The sequence below is a fragment of the Candidatus Brachybacter algidus genome (assembly GCF_016707225.1).
GTDB lineage: Bacteria > Bacteroidota > Bacteroidia > Chitinophagales > Saprospiraceae > Parvibacillus > Parvibacillus algidus.
Map to the genome: position 1 here is coordinate 287660 of NZ_JADJID010000002.1, position 18881 is coordinate 306540.

Here is an 18881-nt window from a genome sequence, read left to right on the forward strand (position 1 = left end):
GAGTTTCATATTTTTGCACTACCAACCAAAATAACAATTAATAATTAACACCTAACAACTACCCCTTAATCTCTTGTTGCAATTTCACCGCCCATTCCCTCAATAGCGCTTTATCATCCACACTCAATTTTGCATCGTGATGTATCCATAGATATGAAGGCAATGGCATTTCATCTTTATCGAGCATTTCAGCCACTTCTTCCATTTTATGGGCGGCTTTTTTATCGCTATAAGTTGCGAATTCAGAGAAGTTGAGTTCGGTCTTTCCTTCATTCACATGATGCTGAAGCCACCAACCTACTGGCTGTATGTTGGTATACCATGGATATGATGTAAGGTTGGAATGACAGTCATTGCAAGCTGTTTGAAGTATTGCCTTTATTTTTTGTGGGACAGTATATTTTGTTGAAATGTTATTTTTCTCATCTCCAGAATCATTTTTTGATGGCGGAAAAAATTGAATAATAATCAGAGCGAGGATCAGAATGTACGTTAGTTTTTTTAACATAGAGATAAAGGTTTTAGTGCGGTTGATAAAGTGAATATAGGAAACAATTGGAAATTGAAAATTGGAAATTGAAAATGAGGTGATGATGAAGCATAATGATTAATGTTGGGTCCGGGCTAAAGCTTAGGGCCTATAGCCAATGGCTGCTGGCTGATGGCTCTGTTGTGGAAGTGAGATTGGTTCTTATATTCAAGGAATGTGAAATGCTTGCGTGCAGCGTAAGTCACGCGCTAGATTATCAAGCTTACAGAAAGTAAATCATCTGATGGTTGATGAGAAGGGAAATGTAGCGGAGAAAGAAGAAGATTTTTTTTTAGTTAAGACATAAAGCTTAGCCATTTTCCCTTATATAACTAAATTTAATATGATGTAAATCAAGTAATTATAATCTTCTTATCATAGATCCCTCCCCCTACCCCCCTCCAAAGGGGGAAATTCGTACATTGATAATCTCTATTATAATTGATCATGAATATCAGCAAAATCTGCGTCATCTGCGTTCCATTTTTCTCGAGTTATCTTTTTGATATTGGAAACAAAGTACGGCAGGTTAACTAATTTTTAAAACATAAATTTAAATTAACGTAAATAATAGTTTAAATACTTACTTTTAAGCTGTATCTTTGAAATATGAAAAATTTGATATTAATGGTATCCTTGCTTCTCCTCAATTCAGGGACATTGATGGCAGCTAATAATCAACAAGTAGATACGACTTCGATCCCAGACAGCCTAATGCAGGTATTTCAATTCGAAAAAGCCAAAGAGATATTGTACAATCTAAACCGCAGTGCCCCGGGCAATAGCATTGTTCTTTATAAACTAGGCCAATGCCACTACAATCTGGGTAATTATACAGACGCTGCTATATATTTGAATGATTCTTACAAGGAAGATAGTACACAATCTGCAGTAGTAATTCAGCTTGCGGTCGTAAATAGTAAATTGGGTCTATATGATAAGGCAGTCCAGGGCTATCAACGGTTGGTCCAAATCGATAAAGAAAACGGTTATTATCATAGATTATTAGCCAATGCATATGTCACAACAAAAACTCCGATGGAGGCAATTGGACATTTATTAATGGCTATTGAATTGAATGATATGGATATGGAAGCATACAACATGCTTGCCAAACTGTATTTTAACGCAGGTGATTTTGAAAAGGCAGGTGAAATAGCACATACTGGATTAAGTAAAAATGCGCGCAATACCGACCTACTATTTATTAATGCAAGAGTCGCATATCTAGGAAAAGATTATGATAAAGTGCTCTCTCTGGGAGATGCTGCCTTGAAGGTCAATGCGGATACGAGTAGGTGGAATCTATATCTTGGCTATAGCAGTTATTTTCTGAAGAAATATCCCGAATGTATACTATGGTTGAATACAGCAATTCAAGATAAATCAATAAATGAGCAAAGTTACACCTATCTCGCCAACGCTTATATAAAGTCCGATGATCCAACTAAGGGGCTGGAGTCGCTTAACAAGGCGATAGAAATAGCTAAGGACAATAACCTTGAGAGTAACCTTCAGAATAAAGCTATCCTGCTCCATGACGCGGATCAGGATGCTGAGGCTATCAAGTTATTGGAAGAAGCATATCATATCAATAAAAACCCCCAGGTACTCTTTCGCTTAGGTCAGATGCATTACAATAAGAAACAATATAAAACAGCCAAAATGTATCTGGAAAGTTATCAGAAGAGTAGCGATAAGCTTTATATGAAAGAAGCAACTGAGTTGATTGGGTTTTTAAAAAAAATGTAAATCAGGAATAAATGATTTTGACAGGAAGATAGTTTATTCGAATTAAAAGTCTATTTTTACATAAAATAGGATAAGGCAAATCACCAAATCGCCAAACCACCTATTTTAATCGCCATTTTTTATGAAAACAAACCTAACCAATCATGATGAAACTTATAATTATTGCATTATGCATATTTAATTGCATCGATGCTTTTGCTCAATTAAGAATACCACAGTTATCGCCTGCAGCGCATTATCTTTATAAAGATGAATATAATGATAACCCTTTTTATGCCAGAAATAAAGTCAATGGCGATGGAAATGTAATTGAATTATTTACCCTAGATAGCTTCAATCCACATTCAGTAAGCTACACGACATTTTCTGGTTTTAATTTTTTAAGTGGTCAATTTTCAGACGTTGGCAGACTATATAATTCCAACTTATATTTATTTCAGGACAACTTCACTAATCTTGCTACAAAGAACATTCGCCTGGGCCTCAATATATCCAGATTTAATAGGAATAGTTATCTATCCAAAGTCTTCCAAACAAATTTAATATTCACTGATACTTTTAAACTGCGTGATTATTCTGTCTGTCATTTGGATGTAGCAAAAGATGAATTATGGATGGTAATGAATTCATACAATTCGGGTTATATTGGTTTATTACAAACAGATTTAGAGTTGAATTTAATTCGAAATAAATTCTTTGTGTTAAATAACCATTTTTATAATGTTCAGGAAATAAGAAATTCTGGCGATCATATTTATTTATTACTCAATGGTTTTGAACCTGAATATGGTCAGAATTTGCTTCAAACTGTCTTATTAAAGTTTGATCTTTCTTTGAATCTGGTAAAAGGAATTAGCATAGATGGATTGCACTCGTTACAATTTGATTTCGGAACAGATGATTTCCTTGTGATAAGAGGAAGAGAGGATTCAAATGATAATTTTATTTATTTAATGTTGGATAAGGACTTTAATTACAAGGATGAAATTAGTTTTAAATCGCCCGGAATATTGAAGAATAAACCCTCGTTGCACACCATTGAATCTCACCAGAACATAGTCAATAGTGAGGATGAAATTTTCTTGCAATTGATATTTAATTCTATAACGCTGATAGCAAAAGTGGATAAAAATTTTAGTCTAATTTGGCAAAAAATTATTCCTGAGAATATTTCATTGTGGCCTGATAGTGAAGGTGGGGCTAGCATAAATATTACGAATGAAAATAGGCGAGCTTTAGAGGATAAATTATTTTCACTGGATGCGACATCATTTAGCAATCCTCTTCTATTGGATTATTGTGGTAATTATTTTGCCAGATCTACAATATTTAAAAATAGAATCATGCCATTTGATGAAATTAAATTAATTGATACCGCCGTTATTTATGAGGAGGAGCCATTTGCATATACTATAGATTCCGGTAATATTGATGCTGTTGGAATGGTGACAAAATATGAATTACCTAAGGCAGATTTTGAAATTGGTGACTTTTGTTCTAATCAGTGTGATACAATAATTGTAAAAGATAGGGGTGTTTTTGATACAAGTTTTACTAAAATAAACGGTATTCAAAATGATAATATATTTTGCCCTGAAAGTGTTGGTATTTATGAAGTAAAAAGAGAGATAATTTATTTTGGTTCTTGTGTAGATTCGTTAGTAAAGACCATTGAGATTTTTGAATCACCAGAATATTATGTGCCAGATTCTACTTTAATTTGTGATGAAATTAACGGACAAGAGATCAGTGTGCAGACTGATTCGATCAATGAAGTTTATTGGCTTGATAATGGTTTTATTGATAACACATTAGGAGTAGATAAAGCTGGCAACTATAAGTTTCGAATCTCAAATGAACATTGCATTGCTTTTGATTCCATTTCTGTTGCGTCGATATCAGATATTTATTCAGATTGGCCGGAAATATTAGAAGATAAAATCGTTGAAAAGTGTGAATTCGATAAAATTGAAATAAATGTTAGGCCTGATTTTCCTGGTAATTATCTCTGGCCGGACGGTACATCTGGAATGACTTATAATTCAAATGATACGGGATATATTAGACTGGAAGGCAGCTATCACGGCTGTATCGCCATCGATAGCATTTATGTGCTTAACAAGGAATGTAGAAGTGCTGCTATTTTTGTACCAAATATATTTAGCCCCAATAACGATTATAATAATGACTTTTTAAATGTAAATGTGGCACTAATTGAAGTAAAAGAATTCTATGTTTTTGACAGATGGGGAAGTTTAATGTATCAATCGAAGCCTTACGATAATATTGGTTGGGATGGAAAATTGAATAATTTTGACATGCCACCAGGCGTATATATATGGATGGCAAAATGCAAAAATTTAATTTCCGGGGAGTCCAGAATCTATAAAGGAGATACTACATTAATTAGGTGACTCAAGAATTATTAATCGGAATTAATTCTTCAAGGATATTAGATATTAACTCAAGTTTCAGGAATATAAATAAATCTTAAGTTTATTGCTATTACTTATACTAAGGTAGAAGTTAGAAGCTTGCCCGACTAATGAAGTGAGGCGGGGAAACTTCGATGATTGAGTCAATCAAATAAAATCATTTGAATAAATATAAGAAATTTAATGACGATATTAACTAATAAATTTACAGTAATTTAGATTTTTGTATTTATAAATTTTTGTATATTTATATTATAGATAACCAATGTAATAGGCAACTCGGAAACTTTAGTTATTGATAAGATCCATTTTTACAAAATGAATGTAAAATATCTATTTAACTATTTCGCTCAGATGGAACTCTTCCTTCGAAATATGACTTTTCTAATTTCTAATTTCTAATTTCTAACTTCTGATCACTGATCACTTTTCACAAGTTTCTGCATATCCACCAACCTCTTATAATATCCATTCTCCAAGATGAGGTGATCATGATTGCCGCGTTCGACGATTTGACCTTTGTGCATGACTATGATTTCGTCTGCATGCTGGATAGTAGAAAGTCTGTGTGCTATGATGATGCTGGTCCTGTTTTGTGTGAGTTTGTTGATGGCATCCTGGACGAGTCTTTCGCTTTCAGTATCGAGTGCGGATGTCGCTTCGTCCATGATGATGATGGGAGCATTTTTCAATATAGCTCTGGCGATGGTGAGACGCTGTCTTTGGCCGCCACTGAGTCTCATCCCACGATCACCGATCATCGTTTCATATCCTTCTTCTAATGACAATATAAATTCATGAGCATTGGCTACTTTAGCCGCGTCCACCACGGATTCCAATGGAACATTTTCAGCTCCGAAGGCGATATTATTAAATACAGAATCATTGAAAAGTATCGCCTCTTGTGTCACCATGGACATCTGGCTGCGCAGTGCGTCCAACTTTACCTCACGGATGTTTACACCATCTATCTCAATGCTGCCCTTAGTGACATCATAGAATCTTGGTATCAAATCCGCCACTGTAGATTTGCCTGCGCCACTTTCTCCGACAAGGGCAATCGTCTTTCCTTTTTCGATGATCAAATTAAAATCTGTAAGCACTTCTACCTCATTTTGATAAGCAAATGAGACATTTTTTAAGGCTATATTTTTGGAGAAATTTAAGGTAGTCAAAGCATTCGGACTGTCGGTGATCTCATCCTTCTCATCCAATAGATCCCATACCCTCTGACCAGATACAAGGCCTCTCTGTAAATTAGCGATGGCTTGACCAATATTTTTTGCGGGGTTAAGAATAGAAAAATACAGGCCCAGATAACCTAGAAACATGGAAGCGGTCAGTCCACCTTCCTTTGATAAGACTAGATGACCGCCATATACTATGATGATAGCGATAACTGTAACACCCATAACCTCAGATAGTGGTGAAGCAAGTTCGCGATTCGTCACGATCTTCTTCATGACCTTGGTGTATTTGTCGTTCAGGTTTTGATATTGATTCTGGACGAATCCCTCAGCATTGAAGATCTTGATGACTCTATTGCCGGTTATCATTTCATCTGTATATGACATCAGGCTTCCTAATAGAGTCTGACTTTCGCCGGAACGTTTTCTTAGACCTCTTGAGATCGTATTGATCACATATCCTGACAAAGGGAAGAAAAGTAAAGTGAAGAAGGTTAATTCTTTTGAGATAATAAATAAGGTGATGAAAGTGGCTATGATGGTCAAAGGATCACGGAAGAGGATCTGCACAGAAGTCACGACAGTGTTTTCTATCTCAGAAAGATCACTGCTCATGGTAGAAAGTAATTGACCTTTTTGTTTTTTGTGGAAAAAGCTAAGTGAAGTATTCGTCAGTTTTGAGAATAGGCTGTTGCGGATCTTTTTAACCAAATTAACCCGCATGCGTGCAAGCACTTTCTGACTCATGAATCCAAAGAAGTTCTTTAATAAGGTCACCAGAATTAGAATGATGGTAATATATACAAGCAACATGAATTTCTGATTGTCTCCCGCGCTGAATTCTTGGGCATAATACCTAAATATACCCTGGAAATAATCACCAGTGAAAGAGAATTCCGGTTTACTAACTACGCCATTGATAGGATCATCTTTGAATAAAAAGTCGAGCAAAGGAATGATCATCACAAAGTTGAGCAACCCGAATATTGTATAGAACACCACATATACCACGTATTCCGGGATATAGTGATGGTAGGGTTTTGAAAATCTTAGTAGTCTGAAAAAGAGCTTCATTCTTAATAGTTTAATACAGGATGCTGATGCGAATAAAAGAACACCTCCTCCTCAAATTCGTTGCAAAAGTACAATTATTAATAGGAAGTGGAAATGGGTGAGGTTTGGTGTCTATGTGGGGATCATAATCTTTGATGGGTATGGTATCACAGAGTTTCACAGAGACTTTTGATTCCATAAATATTTTGGAGCTGAACTTAATTTTGAGATGGTACTTTAATATAGCATTTTTTGAGGTTCACAAAGAGATTTGACTGTCGTCAAATGCTGCTCCGATCGGTCAGTTACCTGTTAATGAAAAACTGCCTTGCTATTTCTTCGTGACCTCTATTTGAAAAAAACCTAAAAGGTTGACATTATTATAGAAAATAAGAATGATTTGGAAGACAGAACCCCGAAGGCGGTGGCATTATGAAGGAAATGTAAATATTAGGAGTCTTCTATCCTCGTGTTTTTCAATTGATCAAAAAAAAAATTTATCACAAAGTTTCTCAGAGGTTTTTGAAGACATGTATTTTTAAGAATGGCGCATAACTTTTTAATGATACTTCAATATAACATTTTTTGAGTAACACAGAGAGATTTGACTGTAGTCAAATGCTACTCCGATCGGTCAGTTTCAATTTGATAAAAGGTCAGCTAGATTTTTTTTCTTTGCGTCCTTTGCGATTCTTTCTTCCCCTTTGCGTGAACTATTATCTTTTTGTCAGAATCACGGATTATAGGGATTGCACAGATGACATTGATTATATAACCCGATTCAGTGTAATCCCTTAATCCATTAAATCCCTGCCTTTGTTGGCAGGCAAGCGTGATTCAGAAAAAAATATAATCAATCGGAGTGTTATAGGACTTACCTGTTCACTGTTCCCCACTCGCAGTTCGCTTCTCGCCTATCGCCTCCAAATTATTTCCCCTCTCATTTTTCAATAAAACATTAGTTTCGTTTTCTGAAATGTACATATTTAAAGCGGTCCATTGACACATTTGCACAGATTTCCTTCCAAGATCCTCCTTTTTGGAGAACATTCCTTGCTATATGGTGGAGAAGGACTGGCCATACCTAGCTATGACTATTGTGGCAACTGGATTCAGGATCATGGCAATCATCATGGGACGGATCTCTTCGCACTGGCAGCTTACCTCAAGGAGCATGCTCACCAATTTTACAACAACATTGATGTGACGAGCTTTCTTCGTGATGTAGATGCAGGGTGGACCTTTCATAGCAGCATTCCCATAGGTTATGGTGCAGGATCTTCAGGTGCTTATAGTGCGGCGATATATAAAAGATATAGTGTTGAGAAAGATAACGACTTAGAACACATTAAAAGTGACTTAGCCGTCATAGAATCTTACTTCCATGGGAACAGTTCCGGATTGGATCCACTAGTAAGTTATAGTGACAGTGCCTTTCAGATCGTTGATGGAATTCCCCATCGCAAAGAAATAGAACCTGAAATGTCAGCATTGTTCAGTTTAAAAGATACCCGAATACCACGTCAAGGAGCACCATATATCAGTTTGTTTAAGTCAAAAATGGAGAATAAGGAATTCGCTTCTAAGATAAAAACCACACTCAATCCTGCGGTTCACAATGCTATCAATGCGATGCTGATAGCTGACAAAGATGAATTGCGAAAAGCATTTTTTGAGATCAGCTACTTCCAACTTGTTTGGATGCCGGAATTCATCCCTCTTTCATGGATTCGAACATGGGAACAAAAACTTTCTGAAAGCAGCGGCTATTATAAATTGTGTGGTGCCGGAGGGGGAGGATTTTTACTGGAATGCAAACTCTAACATTAATTCAACTAGGTCTTTCCAGTCATTGACATTTCCTTAAAACTAATGAGTATCACACTTTATGAAGCACAGATTTCGTTGAAATGCAAAACTTTTCATAATATTTTCAAAATCTAACCACATTATTATTAATCCTTATTAATATTGCACCGAATTTTTGGCATCAATACTTCGTAATAAGTAAAATTATTGATTGCCAGTTATTGAATAAACTTACTTTTTAAACATTTTCTGATGAAGCACATTTTTTCTATTATTTGCCTTGTAGCATTTTCATTCTTATCTACCCACATGACTGCACAGGATGACCTTATCAATAAGATTAAAGGCAACCAAAGTGCTACAAGCAAATTTACTTTTACAAAAGTTCACGATATTGAAGCCACTTCTATCAAAGATCAAGGCTCATCCGGCACTTGCTGGAGTTATAGCACAGTTTCTTTCCTTGAGTCGGAAATGGTGCGTATGGGGAAGAAACCAATCGATCTTGCAGAAATGTTTATTGTACGCAATCAGTATATAGATAAGGCGGAAAATTATGTGCGTATGCATGGTGGCCTTCTATATGGCCAGGGTGGTGCGGCTCATGACGTTATCAATATGTATGGCAAATATGGTATGCTTCCTCAGAGCGTATATAATGGTTTGAATTATGGTACTACAAGGAATAACTTTAACGAATTGGAAGCAGTTTTGAAGGGTTTCCTTACCCCATTGATAGGAGACGATGTTAAGATGTTGACCCCGGTTTGGAAAACGGCATTTACAAGAATCGTAGATACATATCTGGGCGAAGTTCCTGCTAAGTTCATGTATGAGGGCAAAGAATATACACCTAAGACTTTTGCTGATCAGGTAGTTGGTCTAAAAGCAGAAGACTATGTAGAACTTTCATCTTTTAATACAAGCCCTTTCTACACTAAAACCACCTTGATGGTTCCTGATAACTGGAGTTATGATCAGGTGTACAATGTTCCTATGAATGATCTTACTGCTATCGTAGATAATGCAGTGAAGAACGGATATTCTGTGACATGGGGAACTGATGTGAGTGATAGAGGATTCTCCTGGAAGAATGGGGTAGCCTATAACCTTCCTATGGAATTCGAAACGATGACAGAAGAGCAAAAGGCAAATATTTTTGCAGGACCACAACCTGAAGGTGCTGCAACACAGGAGGAAAGACAAAAAATGTTTGATAATTATCTGACTACAGATGACCATGGTATGCAGATCACAGGTCTATATACAGATCAAAATGGTAAAGAATATTATAAAGTTAAAAACTCATGGGGTGTAAAAAATGATCAGGAGGGTTACCTTTACGTCACCAAAAACTTCCTTAAATTAAAAACCACGGCTTTATTATTGCACAAAGACGGTGTTCCTAAAGACATCCGCACTAAATGTAAGATCTAAGGTTCCAAAATCTTTTTGAAAATGCTCTTTGTAAAAAGTGAAGAAGATTGTCCCGAGTTTTTGGCAGGTGATATGACACTGCTGAAAGAGCTCATCCATCCCAATAATGATCCTATTGAGATCAAATATAGTTTGGCGAAAGGAAAGTTAGCTCCTGGGGAATCTTCATTACCTCATAAACTAGGAAGCTCTGAAGTTTTTTACGTATTGAGTGGCGCAGGAAAAGCCATAATAGATAGAAATATCATAGAAATAAAAGCAGGATCCATTATTTTTGTCCCGCCACATACAGATCAATATCTAATTAATGAAGGCAAAGAGAACATGGAATTCATATGTATAGTCGAACCTTTTTGGACGCATGAAGAGGAAAAATTGACTAAAACTTTATAAAAAAACATTTGAACTTTAAGCAGTGTTAAGGCGTTCTTGTCATTGTCCGTAAATTAAAAATTTAAAACATTATTTAAATAATAAGCTATGTCAACAACCATCATACGATATTCCGATGAGGAATTAATGGAGTTTAAGGCGCTGATAGATGAAAAAATGGCTACTGCGAAGCAGGAACTTGAATTCATGAAAGAGCAAATCATGGAGATGAATGAAAATGCGAGTGAGAAACAAGGCGGGAATTGGTTTGACGATTCAAGTGTGCATACCGAATTGGAAATGCTAAACAATATGGTCATCCGTCAGCAGCAATTCGTGAGCAATCTTGAAAATGCACTGATCCGTATTCAGAATAAGACCTATGGTATCTGCATGGTGACCGGTCAATTGATCGATAAAAAAAGATTAATGCTGGTGCCACATGCTACGAAATCAGTAATAGCTAAAGAAATAGAAAATGCAGAGAAAGCGAAGGCTGAAGCAATAGCCAAAGCGGAAAAAGAAGCAGCGTCTAAAAGTCTTGACCGAGAAGCAGAGAATAAAGAGGTGAAAGCTCCAAAGATCATTACTAAGATATTGAAAAAATCAACTAAGTCAACAGGCAAGGCGCCGGTCGTCAAAGATGATGACCTGGATGATCTGGAATTGGAATTGGACATGGATGATGATACGGAATATGATTCTAATATAGTCACCGGCATGGATATGGACGAAATAGCTGATGATCAGGATTATTTCGATAAATAGGGTTCAGATTCTAGATCCTAGAGACTAGACGCTAGATATTAGATTTTTATAAAATATTAGAGGTATGATTTCTATGGAGATTGTACCTCTTTTTAATTTTGAACACTATAGGTTGTTAGGGTTTCTATCAGCAATTAGTAATCAGTAATCGGTAATTTGTTGTCTTGGACACTGATTCGTTCCAAATCATCCTCATTACAATAATCGATCTAAATCAAATTGGGATGCTATGTCCGCTCTAACTGTTCGCTTCTCGCCGCTCGCTACTCGCCCTCCTCACCTCATAATTTCGCAAACAGCTTTCGCAATTTGTTGGAAAAATACGACATTTCAGGCCTACACATGGGTAATGAGAAATAGGTAATAAGTAATTGAAGTTTCGTATTTGATTATACCATTGGTAAACAATAGAATAAATATATAATTATTTATATTTAATGTCTTAAAATATTGATTTTTAAATAGTTAATTCAATTCTTGATTTTCTTCAATTTATTTAAATGATTTCATTTGCTGGGCTCAACCATCGAAGTTTTATTCTGACTTCTGACTTCTAATTTCTACCTTAGATTGAGTAATAATAAGACTTTTAGAAAATATTTATAACGCATCGATCTAAATCAAATTGAGATGCTATATCCACTCTAACTGTTCGCTTCTCGCCACTCGCCCTCTTAACCTCCTCACCTCCTCACTTTCTCACTTCCTCACCACCTCACCTCACTTAACCACCACGTCAAAACTAATATCCACATCTGATTCTCCGCCAGCATTTGTAATATCGCCTGTATTGACGTTTGAACCATTTTTATTTGGTTGATGTCTGAGCACCAGGTTTAATTTTCCAATATATGGCTCTTTTGTAATTATTTCAAATTGGAGTCCAATAGGCTTTCCATTGACATCAGAATCCTGATAGATAATTGAAGGCGTAGGATTGCCGGAAAAAATATAGAATAACTGGTGAACGTCACCTTCTTCAAGGATCTCATCGGTTATACTTTGAACAGGTGTATTGAGTGTGTTTTCAAAGGTGATGTTGCCGGTTAGCTTTTGATTGGCAGGAAGCTCTTGAGAGGTTATCTGGGGCGCAATAGGGCCATCTCCATCACTATCTGAATAGGACAAAATGTAGGACTTATTATCCTCATCTTTCAATATAATCTTTATTTCGTTGATCACTTCTTCTTCATTTACCGGCTCTACATCATAGCTGCATGATAGCAATAGTAGAGATGAAAGAACAAACATTAGAGAAAGAATGTAAATATGTTTAATGGTCATTTTGTATTTTTTTTTAAAAGTTGAACGAGTATTGTACAGTAATATTTCTTCCTGCCTCCTGCGGTGAAAAGTAGCGCAGATTATTGAGATAATTGGAATATGTTTGGTTTAGAATATTATTGCATTTTAACTCAATTGAATTATTTCTTGTTCTCCCTGAGTATCTTATTCCGACATCGAATAATATATATGAAGCAGGAGGAGCCTTAAAAAGATCATCTTCATCAAATCGTTTTTGGGCTGCTGAATAATCACCTGAGATAATAAGGTCAAATAAGGGTAAGTTTTCAACCTTTTTCAGAAGATGAAGTGACACGTCCAGATTTGTACTGAATGGAGCGATCAAAGGAATACCTTTATTAGTCGCTTTATTTGTGGCATGCACATAAGAAGTTCTGCTCTTCAGTGAAATGAAATTTCCTGCATTCAAATCCATATTGAGGTCAAAGCCCTGGAACAATGCATCATCCTGTAAATAGATATATTTAAGCTTCAATCCTGCTATGGTAGAAACGAATCCATCTTTTTTCTGATAGATATAATTGGAAAAGCTTTGTCTGAATATATTCAATTCGTAATGAAATAAGCGGTCTTTACTATTCTCTATCTCTACTATCAACTTAAATGATCTTTCAGACTTCAAGTTTGGATCTCCCACCTCATATGCTGATGCACTCAGGTGTACACCGTCACTGTATAACTCATTCACATCCGGCGCCCTGAATCCCATTCCTGCATTTCCCCGGACTGTAATGATATCTTTGATGGACCTGGAGACTCCCGCGCTAAACAAGCCGTTTGTAAATTGCCTTTCAGGAGCATTTAATTGTTTTTGAGTATTGTAATATTTGGATCTCAAAGCAAGAAAGTCCATTCGGGCACCTCCTTCCAATGTCCAATCATTAAATCCGGCTTGTTCAAAAACGAAAATTCCTGGATTGATTAGTGAATAATAGGGTATAATTGGTCTGCGCTGCGTGTTGTCTATATTAATATTCTGTTGTGACATGAAAGTCACACCTACACTTCCCGACACATGTTCATTCCAACGGTGATCTTCAGTAAGATCCATTTCTAGGGTATGTAGATTCATATTGACGGCAGGTATATCCGTCCTTCCAGATCTTCTGACATCGAATTCCTTTCTGTTATTGAACTGATAAGAGATGTTATATTTTAAATTGTGTGCCTCGTTCAATCTCACTCCGCCATTATATATAGCTACCGAATGCAATGTCTGTTGCCTTGGAGCGTCAATAGCAAAAGTAAATGGTCTAATGATAGCCGGAATATCTGCACTTAGCGCACGCTCAATGTCCTTTAAGCTACTGACTTGTGATGCCAATAAGAGCCCTGAATTGTTGTATCTGGAAGAAATAGTGATTCGATTGGTCCATTTCCCTAAATCTTTTCCAATCGAAAAACTTGCATTGACATTTTCAAGACCCGAATTGGACATCACATAATCAGGCGCGGATTGGTCACCAAATTTTTGAATACCTGTAGCGAACTTCCAACCTAGGCCGCTATATTTTTTGATCCCCTTTTTAAGCACAAGTCCTATAGAAGCTCCTGGAGCGTTTGATTGGATATTTCCGATGAAACTACCTTTTAACTTATTTCCAGTGTAAAGTTTACTTTGTTCGAGCAGGACAGCTCCACCAATTGCTTTAGCGCCGTATCGGACTGAAGCAGCACCTTTGACCACTTCAATCTTGTCAAACATAAGCACATCAATATTTGGTGCATGCTCATTGCCCCATTGTTGATCCTCCAACTTTGAATTTTGCTGAATGATGGCTATCCTTGAACCGTAGAGCCCATGTATGATTGGTTTTTCAATATTTGATCCGGTTTTTAAAGTGGAGATACCGGCTATGTTAGTTAGATTCTGGCTAAGACTTGATGTCTTGAAAGAAGCCAAAGTCTCTTGGTCAAGTTGGTCTTTTGAAATAGTTGATTCCTGTCCCGTCCTGGATTTAATGATGACTTGCTCTAGTTCTTTGGCGTGATGCTCAGGATAAAAATTGCATTCAGTGATCTTATCCTCTATTTTGATCCTTCTTTTTATGGGCTCACAATCTACATGCGAACATATAAAAGTATAAGTTCCCGGACAAAGTCCCTTTAGTTCATAATATCCGGAACTGTCAGCTTGAATGCCTTGACCTGTTCCTTCAATAATTATGTTAGCAAATGCCAGGATCGTGGTATCATGCTGATCTAAAATAATACCGCGAACTAAATGGTCACAATTTTGAGACTTAACATCAGCGCTTAACATCAAAATTATTGTTAATAAAATGGAGTTAATAAATGTTTCTTTCAAACTTTTTTACATTTAGTTGTTGTAACAATGTTGCAAATGTATAACAATATTTTAAATGTAATAATGTTACAACAAAATAAATTATCTTAGCATTGTAATTGAAATATTTAAATGGAAGTAATCCATAAAGATCCTTTGTTAATACTCGAGCAGTACGGGCTCAAAAAAACCAACGTAAGGAAGTTAGTTCTTGAGGTATTCCTGAGTGTGAACCATGCCCTCTCTCAGCCTACTGTGGAGGAAACATTAGGATTTGTTGAGAATAGAGTTACTATCTACAGAGTTATTAAGGACATGGAAGCAGCCGGTATTATTCATAGGGTGGTTCACCTTAACGGTACTGTACTTTTTGCATTGTGTTCGGATTGTTCGGTTCATAAACATAGTCATGATCAGCACGTGCACTTTACTTGTACCAATTGTGATAAAATTTATTGCTTAGATTATTTCCAGTTGCCTGATATTGAGCACCCCAAAGGATTTCAAATCGAAACAATCTATTTAAATGCTACCGGACTTTGCCAGAATTGCAACAAATAGATTGGAACCCATTGATATTGCTAGTAAATAGTGGATTGTTAACTGGATTGGTGGTAGTATCTTCTGACCCTCGAATTCATCTTCTCGTCCCATATAAACCTTCCTTCTTATAAATACAACAGAGATTATTTGCCTATAAGCGGAAAGCAATTAACTTTGTCGTTTATTTTTAAGATCATTTGGGAACACTTTCTGGATAAATAGTAAAATTCTTAAAAGTTAGAGTTTTAATCCATGCCTTTTCGAGGCAAAGTCTGACCTAATATAATTAGGAAAGCATTCTCACCTTTAAAAACAACTAAAATTTACTGATGAATAGTTTTAATAGAGCACTCAATATTGCAGGCTGGTTAACTTTTTCAATAGCGTTCGGAGTTTTTATCTTTTCGGTTGAAAGAACAGGAAGTTTATGGGATTGTGGTGAATTTATCTTGGGAGCATATAAGCTTCAGGTAGTGCACCCGCCGGGAGCTCCATTATTCCTGATTATCGGCAGAATGTTTGCTATGATGGGAGATGCTTTGTCCTCCGATCCTTCTAATATTGCTTTTGCCGTCAATCTTATGTCGGGAATGGTGACAGCCTTTGCTGGGATGTTTGTTTGTTGGAGTACCATGTATTTAGGTAAATTGTCATTGGTAGGTCGCGACGAATCCACAAATAGCAATCAAAATATTGCTTTATTACTTTCCGGTCTTGCAGCCGGATTGAGCGCTACATTCTGTGTATCTGTATGGTTTTCGGCTATGGAAGGCGAGGTGTATGCCATGTCTACCTTCTTTACGGCACTTACCATGTGGGCATTATTAAAATGGTATTACCTTCCTGATACCGGCAAAAGTGATAAATGGATCGTATTTTCCATGTTTATGGCAGGCCTTTCTATAGGCGTTCACTTGCTAAGTATACTTACTTTTCCTGCGCTTGCAGTTTTTTATTATATCAAAAAATACAAGAACTTTAAGTGGCTGGGATTCTTCACCGCCATTGGCGCGGGACTATTTGTGCTCTTTATTGTACAAAAAGTGATCATAGTAGGTCTTCCTGATCTACTTGTAAAACTCGATATTTTTGCAGTTAACACTCTTGGATTGCCATTCTATTCTGGCCTAATACCATTCCTTGCTATAATCGGAGGGTTGCTATATTGGGGGATTAAAAAATCGCATACCAATGGCTATCATAATCTTCAGTTGGCACTGGTCAGTCTTTTGTTGATCATTATAGCCTACTCGACTACTACTGTAGCCGTGATCAGAGCCAATGCCAATCCACCAATAAATATGAACAGCCCTTCAGATCCTGCCAGGCTAGTACCTTATCTGAATCGTGAACAATATGGTGACCGGCCATTACTTTTCGGACCATCCTTTGCTGCTAAGCCGATTGACCTCACTTCAGAGCCTCGTTATGGCAGAGTCGGTGACAAATATGAGATCATCGATAATAAATATGATTATGTTTATAATGCTCAGGATGAAATGTTCTTTCCTCGGATGGGTAATGGAGATGATCAGACAAAAGTAAGATTGTACCAACAATGGATGGGGCACGAAGGGGCTCCAACCATGGGAGATAATTTATCGTTTTTCATCAGGTATCAGGTAGGGTGGATGTACTGGAGATATTTTATGTGGAACTTCGTAGGTAAACAAAACGGGGAGCAGGGTTATATGCCATCTGACAAAACTAAAGGAAACTGGTTGAGTGGGATATCTTTTATTGATGAAGCCAGACTTGGCAGTCAGGAATTACTTCCATCTTTTGAAAAAAATAATCAGTCGAGGAACACTTATTATTTCATACCATTCTTGCTTGGTATTATAGGATGTGTTTTTCATTACAAGAAACGTAACAAAGATTGGCTGGGTCTTTCAGTACTTTTCCTGATTACAGGTCTGGGTATCATAGTGTACTCTAATCAGCCACCGATCGAACCTAGAGAGCGTGATTATGTCCTGGTTGGTTCATTTTTTACATTTAGTATTTGGATAGGTCTGGGGGCATTGGCCATTGGTAAATTCATTGCAGATAAGGTAAAGGCCAATAGAATGATTGGCTATACCATGGGCGGTGTGCTGGGACTTTTGTCTCCGTTACTTATGGTCTCTCAAAACATGGATGACATGGGAAGAAAGGGTATCTATGCTTCCAGAGATTATGCTAGTAACTTCCTCAATTCTGTTGCTCAGAATGCTATAATATTTACCTACGGTGACAATGATACGTATCCGCTGTGGTATGCACAAGAAGTAGAAAATATACGACCTGATGTGCGGGTGATCAACCTTTCACTCATCGCTGTAGATTGGTATATAGACCAACAAAGAAGAAAGATTAATCAGTCTGATGCTATTAAGATGACAATACCGCCAGAATCTTATAGAGGCAATAAACGCAACCAGGTATATTATGTTACTTCCCAAATGTCAGAACAAGAGCTGCCGGCATCGTCAGTTTTGCAGTTCATCGGGGAGTCACATCCTCTGGAAGGATCTAATAGCAAACAGGAATCTTTCTTGCCAACTAATAAGATCTATATTCCAATAGATAAGGCAAAAATGCTTTCTAAAAAATACTTTACACCATCCGATTCTATTCTTGATAGAATACCGGTTTCATTTAATGTTAAGGAACAAGGTGATTATATTGTCAAGGGTGATCTTGCTGTGCTTGATATCGTAGCCAGTAACATTAACGATCGACCTGTTTACTTCTCTGTGACAGCTGACCCTGCTAAATTCATGGGCTTGGGTCAATATATGCAGCTCGAAGGTCTTGCATTAAGAGTAGTCCCTATCAGAACTGAACCTGACAGACAGTTTGGTGTATTCGGCATGGGGCGCGTAGCTTCAGACAGTTTGTACAATAATGTTATCAACAAGTTTAAGTGGGGTAATTTTGATACTAAGAGGTTGTATGTTGATAAGAGTTATACCCCATCTATCAATGCTATGAGGATGATTCAAATGCGCGGTGCTTATGACCTTATCAACAAAAAAGATAAAAAACGAGCTGCTGATCTAGCCGAGAATACATTAAAAGTATTCCCAAACAAGAACTTCCCATTTGATGGCACCATCATTCCTGCACTTGCTCTGGTAGCTCAGGCTAGTAATCTGGATAGAGCCAAACCTTACATGAAGACACTCGCTGAAAATATGCGTGAAAAGATGATTTATTATAACAGCCTTACTCCATCAGAATTATCTCAGGGCCATCAAGGTGATTTTGAAGATACCAAAAAGACAATTAATGATCTTATGGATATCATCAGACAGAATAAGGACCCTAAGTTTGAAGCAGAAATAATGAAAATTGTGGGGCCAATTGGATCAAATGAACCGGCGAATCAAATCTTAGACAAATAACTAAATAATCAAATC

12 protein-coding genes are annotated in these 18881 nt (G+C 36.8%); 8 read left to right on the forward strand and 4 right to left on the reverse strand.

Annotation, left to right across the window (positions count from 1 at the left end):
* Positions 1-58: 58 nt before the first annotated feature.
* Complete coding sequence (locus tag IPI15_RS07075; protein WP_287400285.1) at positions 59-508, reverse strand: heme-binding domain-containing protein; 450 nt, start codon at positions 506-508, stop codon at positions 59-61.
* A 648-nt stretch (positions 509-1156) separates the two neighbouring features.
* Here IPI15_RS07075 and IPI15_RS07080 point away from each other — a divergent pair.
* Positions 1157-2281: a tetratricopeptide repeat protein gene (locus IPI15_RS07080; protein ID WP_287400287.1), complete on the forward strand. Its 1125-nt coding sequence runs from the start codon at positions 1157-1159 to the stop codon at positions 2279-2281.
* A gap of 143 nt (positions 2282-2424) precedes the next feature.
* Positions 2425-4695, forward strand: a complete 2271-nt coding sequence (locus IPI15_RS07085) for a T9SS type B sorting domain-containing protein (protein WP_287400289.1) — start codon at positions 2425-2427, stop codon at positions 4693-4695.
* A gap of 437 nt (positions 4696-5132) precedes the next feature.
* Here the strand turns inward: IPI15_RS07085 and IPI15_RS07090 are convergent, their stop codons facing one another.
* Positions 5133-6977 carry an ABC transporter ATP-binding protein gene (locus tag IPI15_RS07090; RefSeq protein WP_287400291.1) on the reverse strand — a complete coding sequence of 615 codons (1845 nt, stop codon included), beginning with the start codon at positions 6975-6977 and terminating at the stop codon, positions 5133-5135.
* 978 nt (positions 6978-7955) lie between these two features.
* Between IPI15_RS07090 and IPI15_RS07095 the strand changes: the two genes are divergently transcribed.
* The 4 genes from IPI15_RS07095 to IPI15_RS07110 all read left to right on the forward strand — a co-directional run bounded on the left by IPI15_RS07095 (position 7956) and on the right by IPI15_RS07110 (position 11342).
* Positions 7956-8780, forward strand: a complete 825-nt coding sequence (locus IPI15_RS07095; protein WP_287419696.1) for a mevalonate kinase family protein — start codon at positions 7956-7958, stop codon at positions 8778-8780.
* 237 nt (positions 8781-9017) lie between these two features.
* On the forward strand, positions 9018-10202 hold the full coding sequence (locus IPI15_RS07100) for a C1 family peptidase (RefSeq protein ID WP_287419698.1): 1185 nt from the start codon (positions 9018-9020) through the stop codon (positions 10200-10202).
* 21 nt (positions 10203-10223) lie between these two features.
* Positions 10224-10595 (forward strand): cupin domain-containing protein, encoded by a 372-nt coding sequence (locus IPI15_RS07105; protein WP_287400296.1) that lies wholly within the window; start codon positions 10224-10226, stop codon positions 10593-10595.
* A gap of 87 nt (positions 10596-10682) precedes the next feature.
* A complete protein-coding gene (locus IPI15_RS07110) occupies positions 10683-11342 on the forward strand; it encodes a TraR/DksA family transcriptional regulator (RefSeq protein ID WP_287400297.1) in 660 nt (219 codons plus the stop codon).
* A 720-nt stretch (positions 11343-12062) separates the two neighbouring features.
* On the opposite strand, the gene IPI15_RS07115 is transcribed toward IPI15_RS07110, so the two are convergent.
* The gene (locus IPI15_RS07115; RefSeq protein ID WP_287400298.1) at positions 12063-12626 is read right to left on the reverse strand and encodes a hypothetical protein; all 564 of its coding nucleotides are present in this window, start codon (positions 12624-12626) and stop codon (positions 12063-12065) included.
* A gap of 13 nt (positions 12627-12639) precedes the next feature.
* Complete coding sequence (locus tag IPI15_RS07120) at positions 12640-14955, reverse strand: TonB-dependent receptor (RefSeq protein WP_287419700.1); 2316 nt, start codon at positions 14953-14955, stop codon at positions 12640-12642.
* Positions 14956-15066: 111 nt separating this feature from the next.
* Between IPI15_RS07120 and IPI15_RS07125 the strand changes: the two genes are divergently transcribed.
* Positions 15067-15495 carry a Fur family transcriptional regulator gene (locus tag IPI15_RS07125; protein ID WP_287400301.1) on the forward strand — a complete coding sequence of 143 codons (429 nt, stop codon included), beginning with the start codon at positions 15067-15069 and terminating at the stop codon, positions 15493-15495.
* A gap of 311 nt (positions 15496-15806) precedes the next feature.
* The gene (locus IPI15_RS07130; protein ID WP_287419701.1) at positions 15807-18866 is read left to right on the forward strand and encodes a glycosyltransferase family 117 protein; all 3060 of its coding nucleotides are present in this window, start codon (positions 15807-15809) and stop codon (positions 18864-18866) included.
* Positions 18867-18881: the final 15 nt, after the last annotated feature.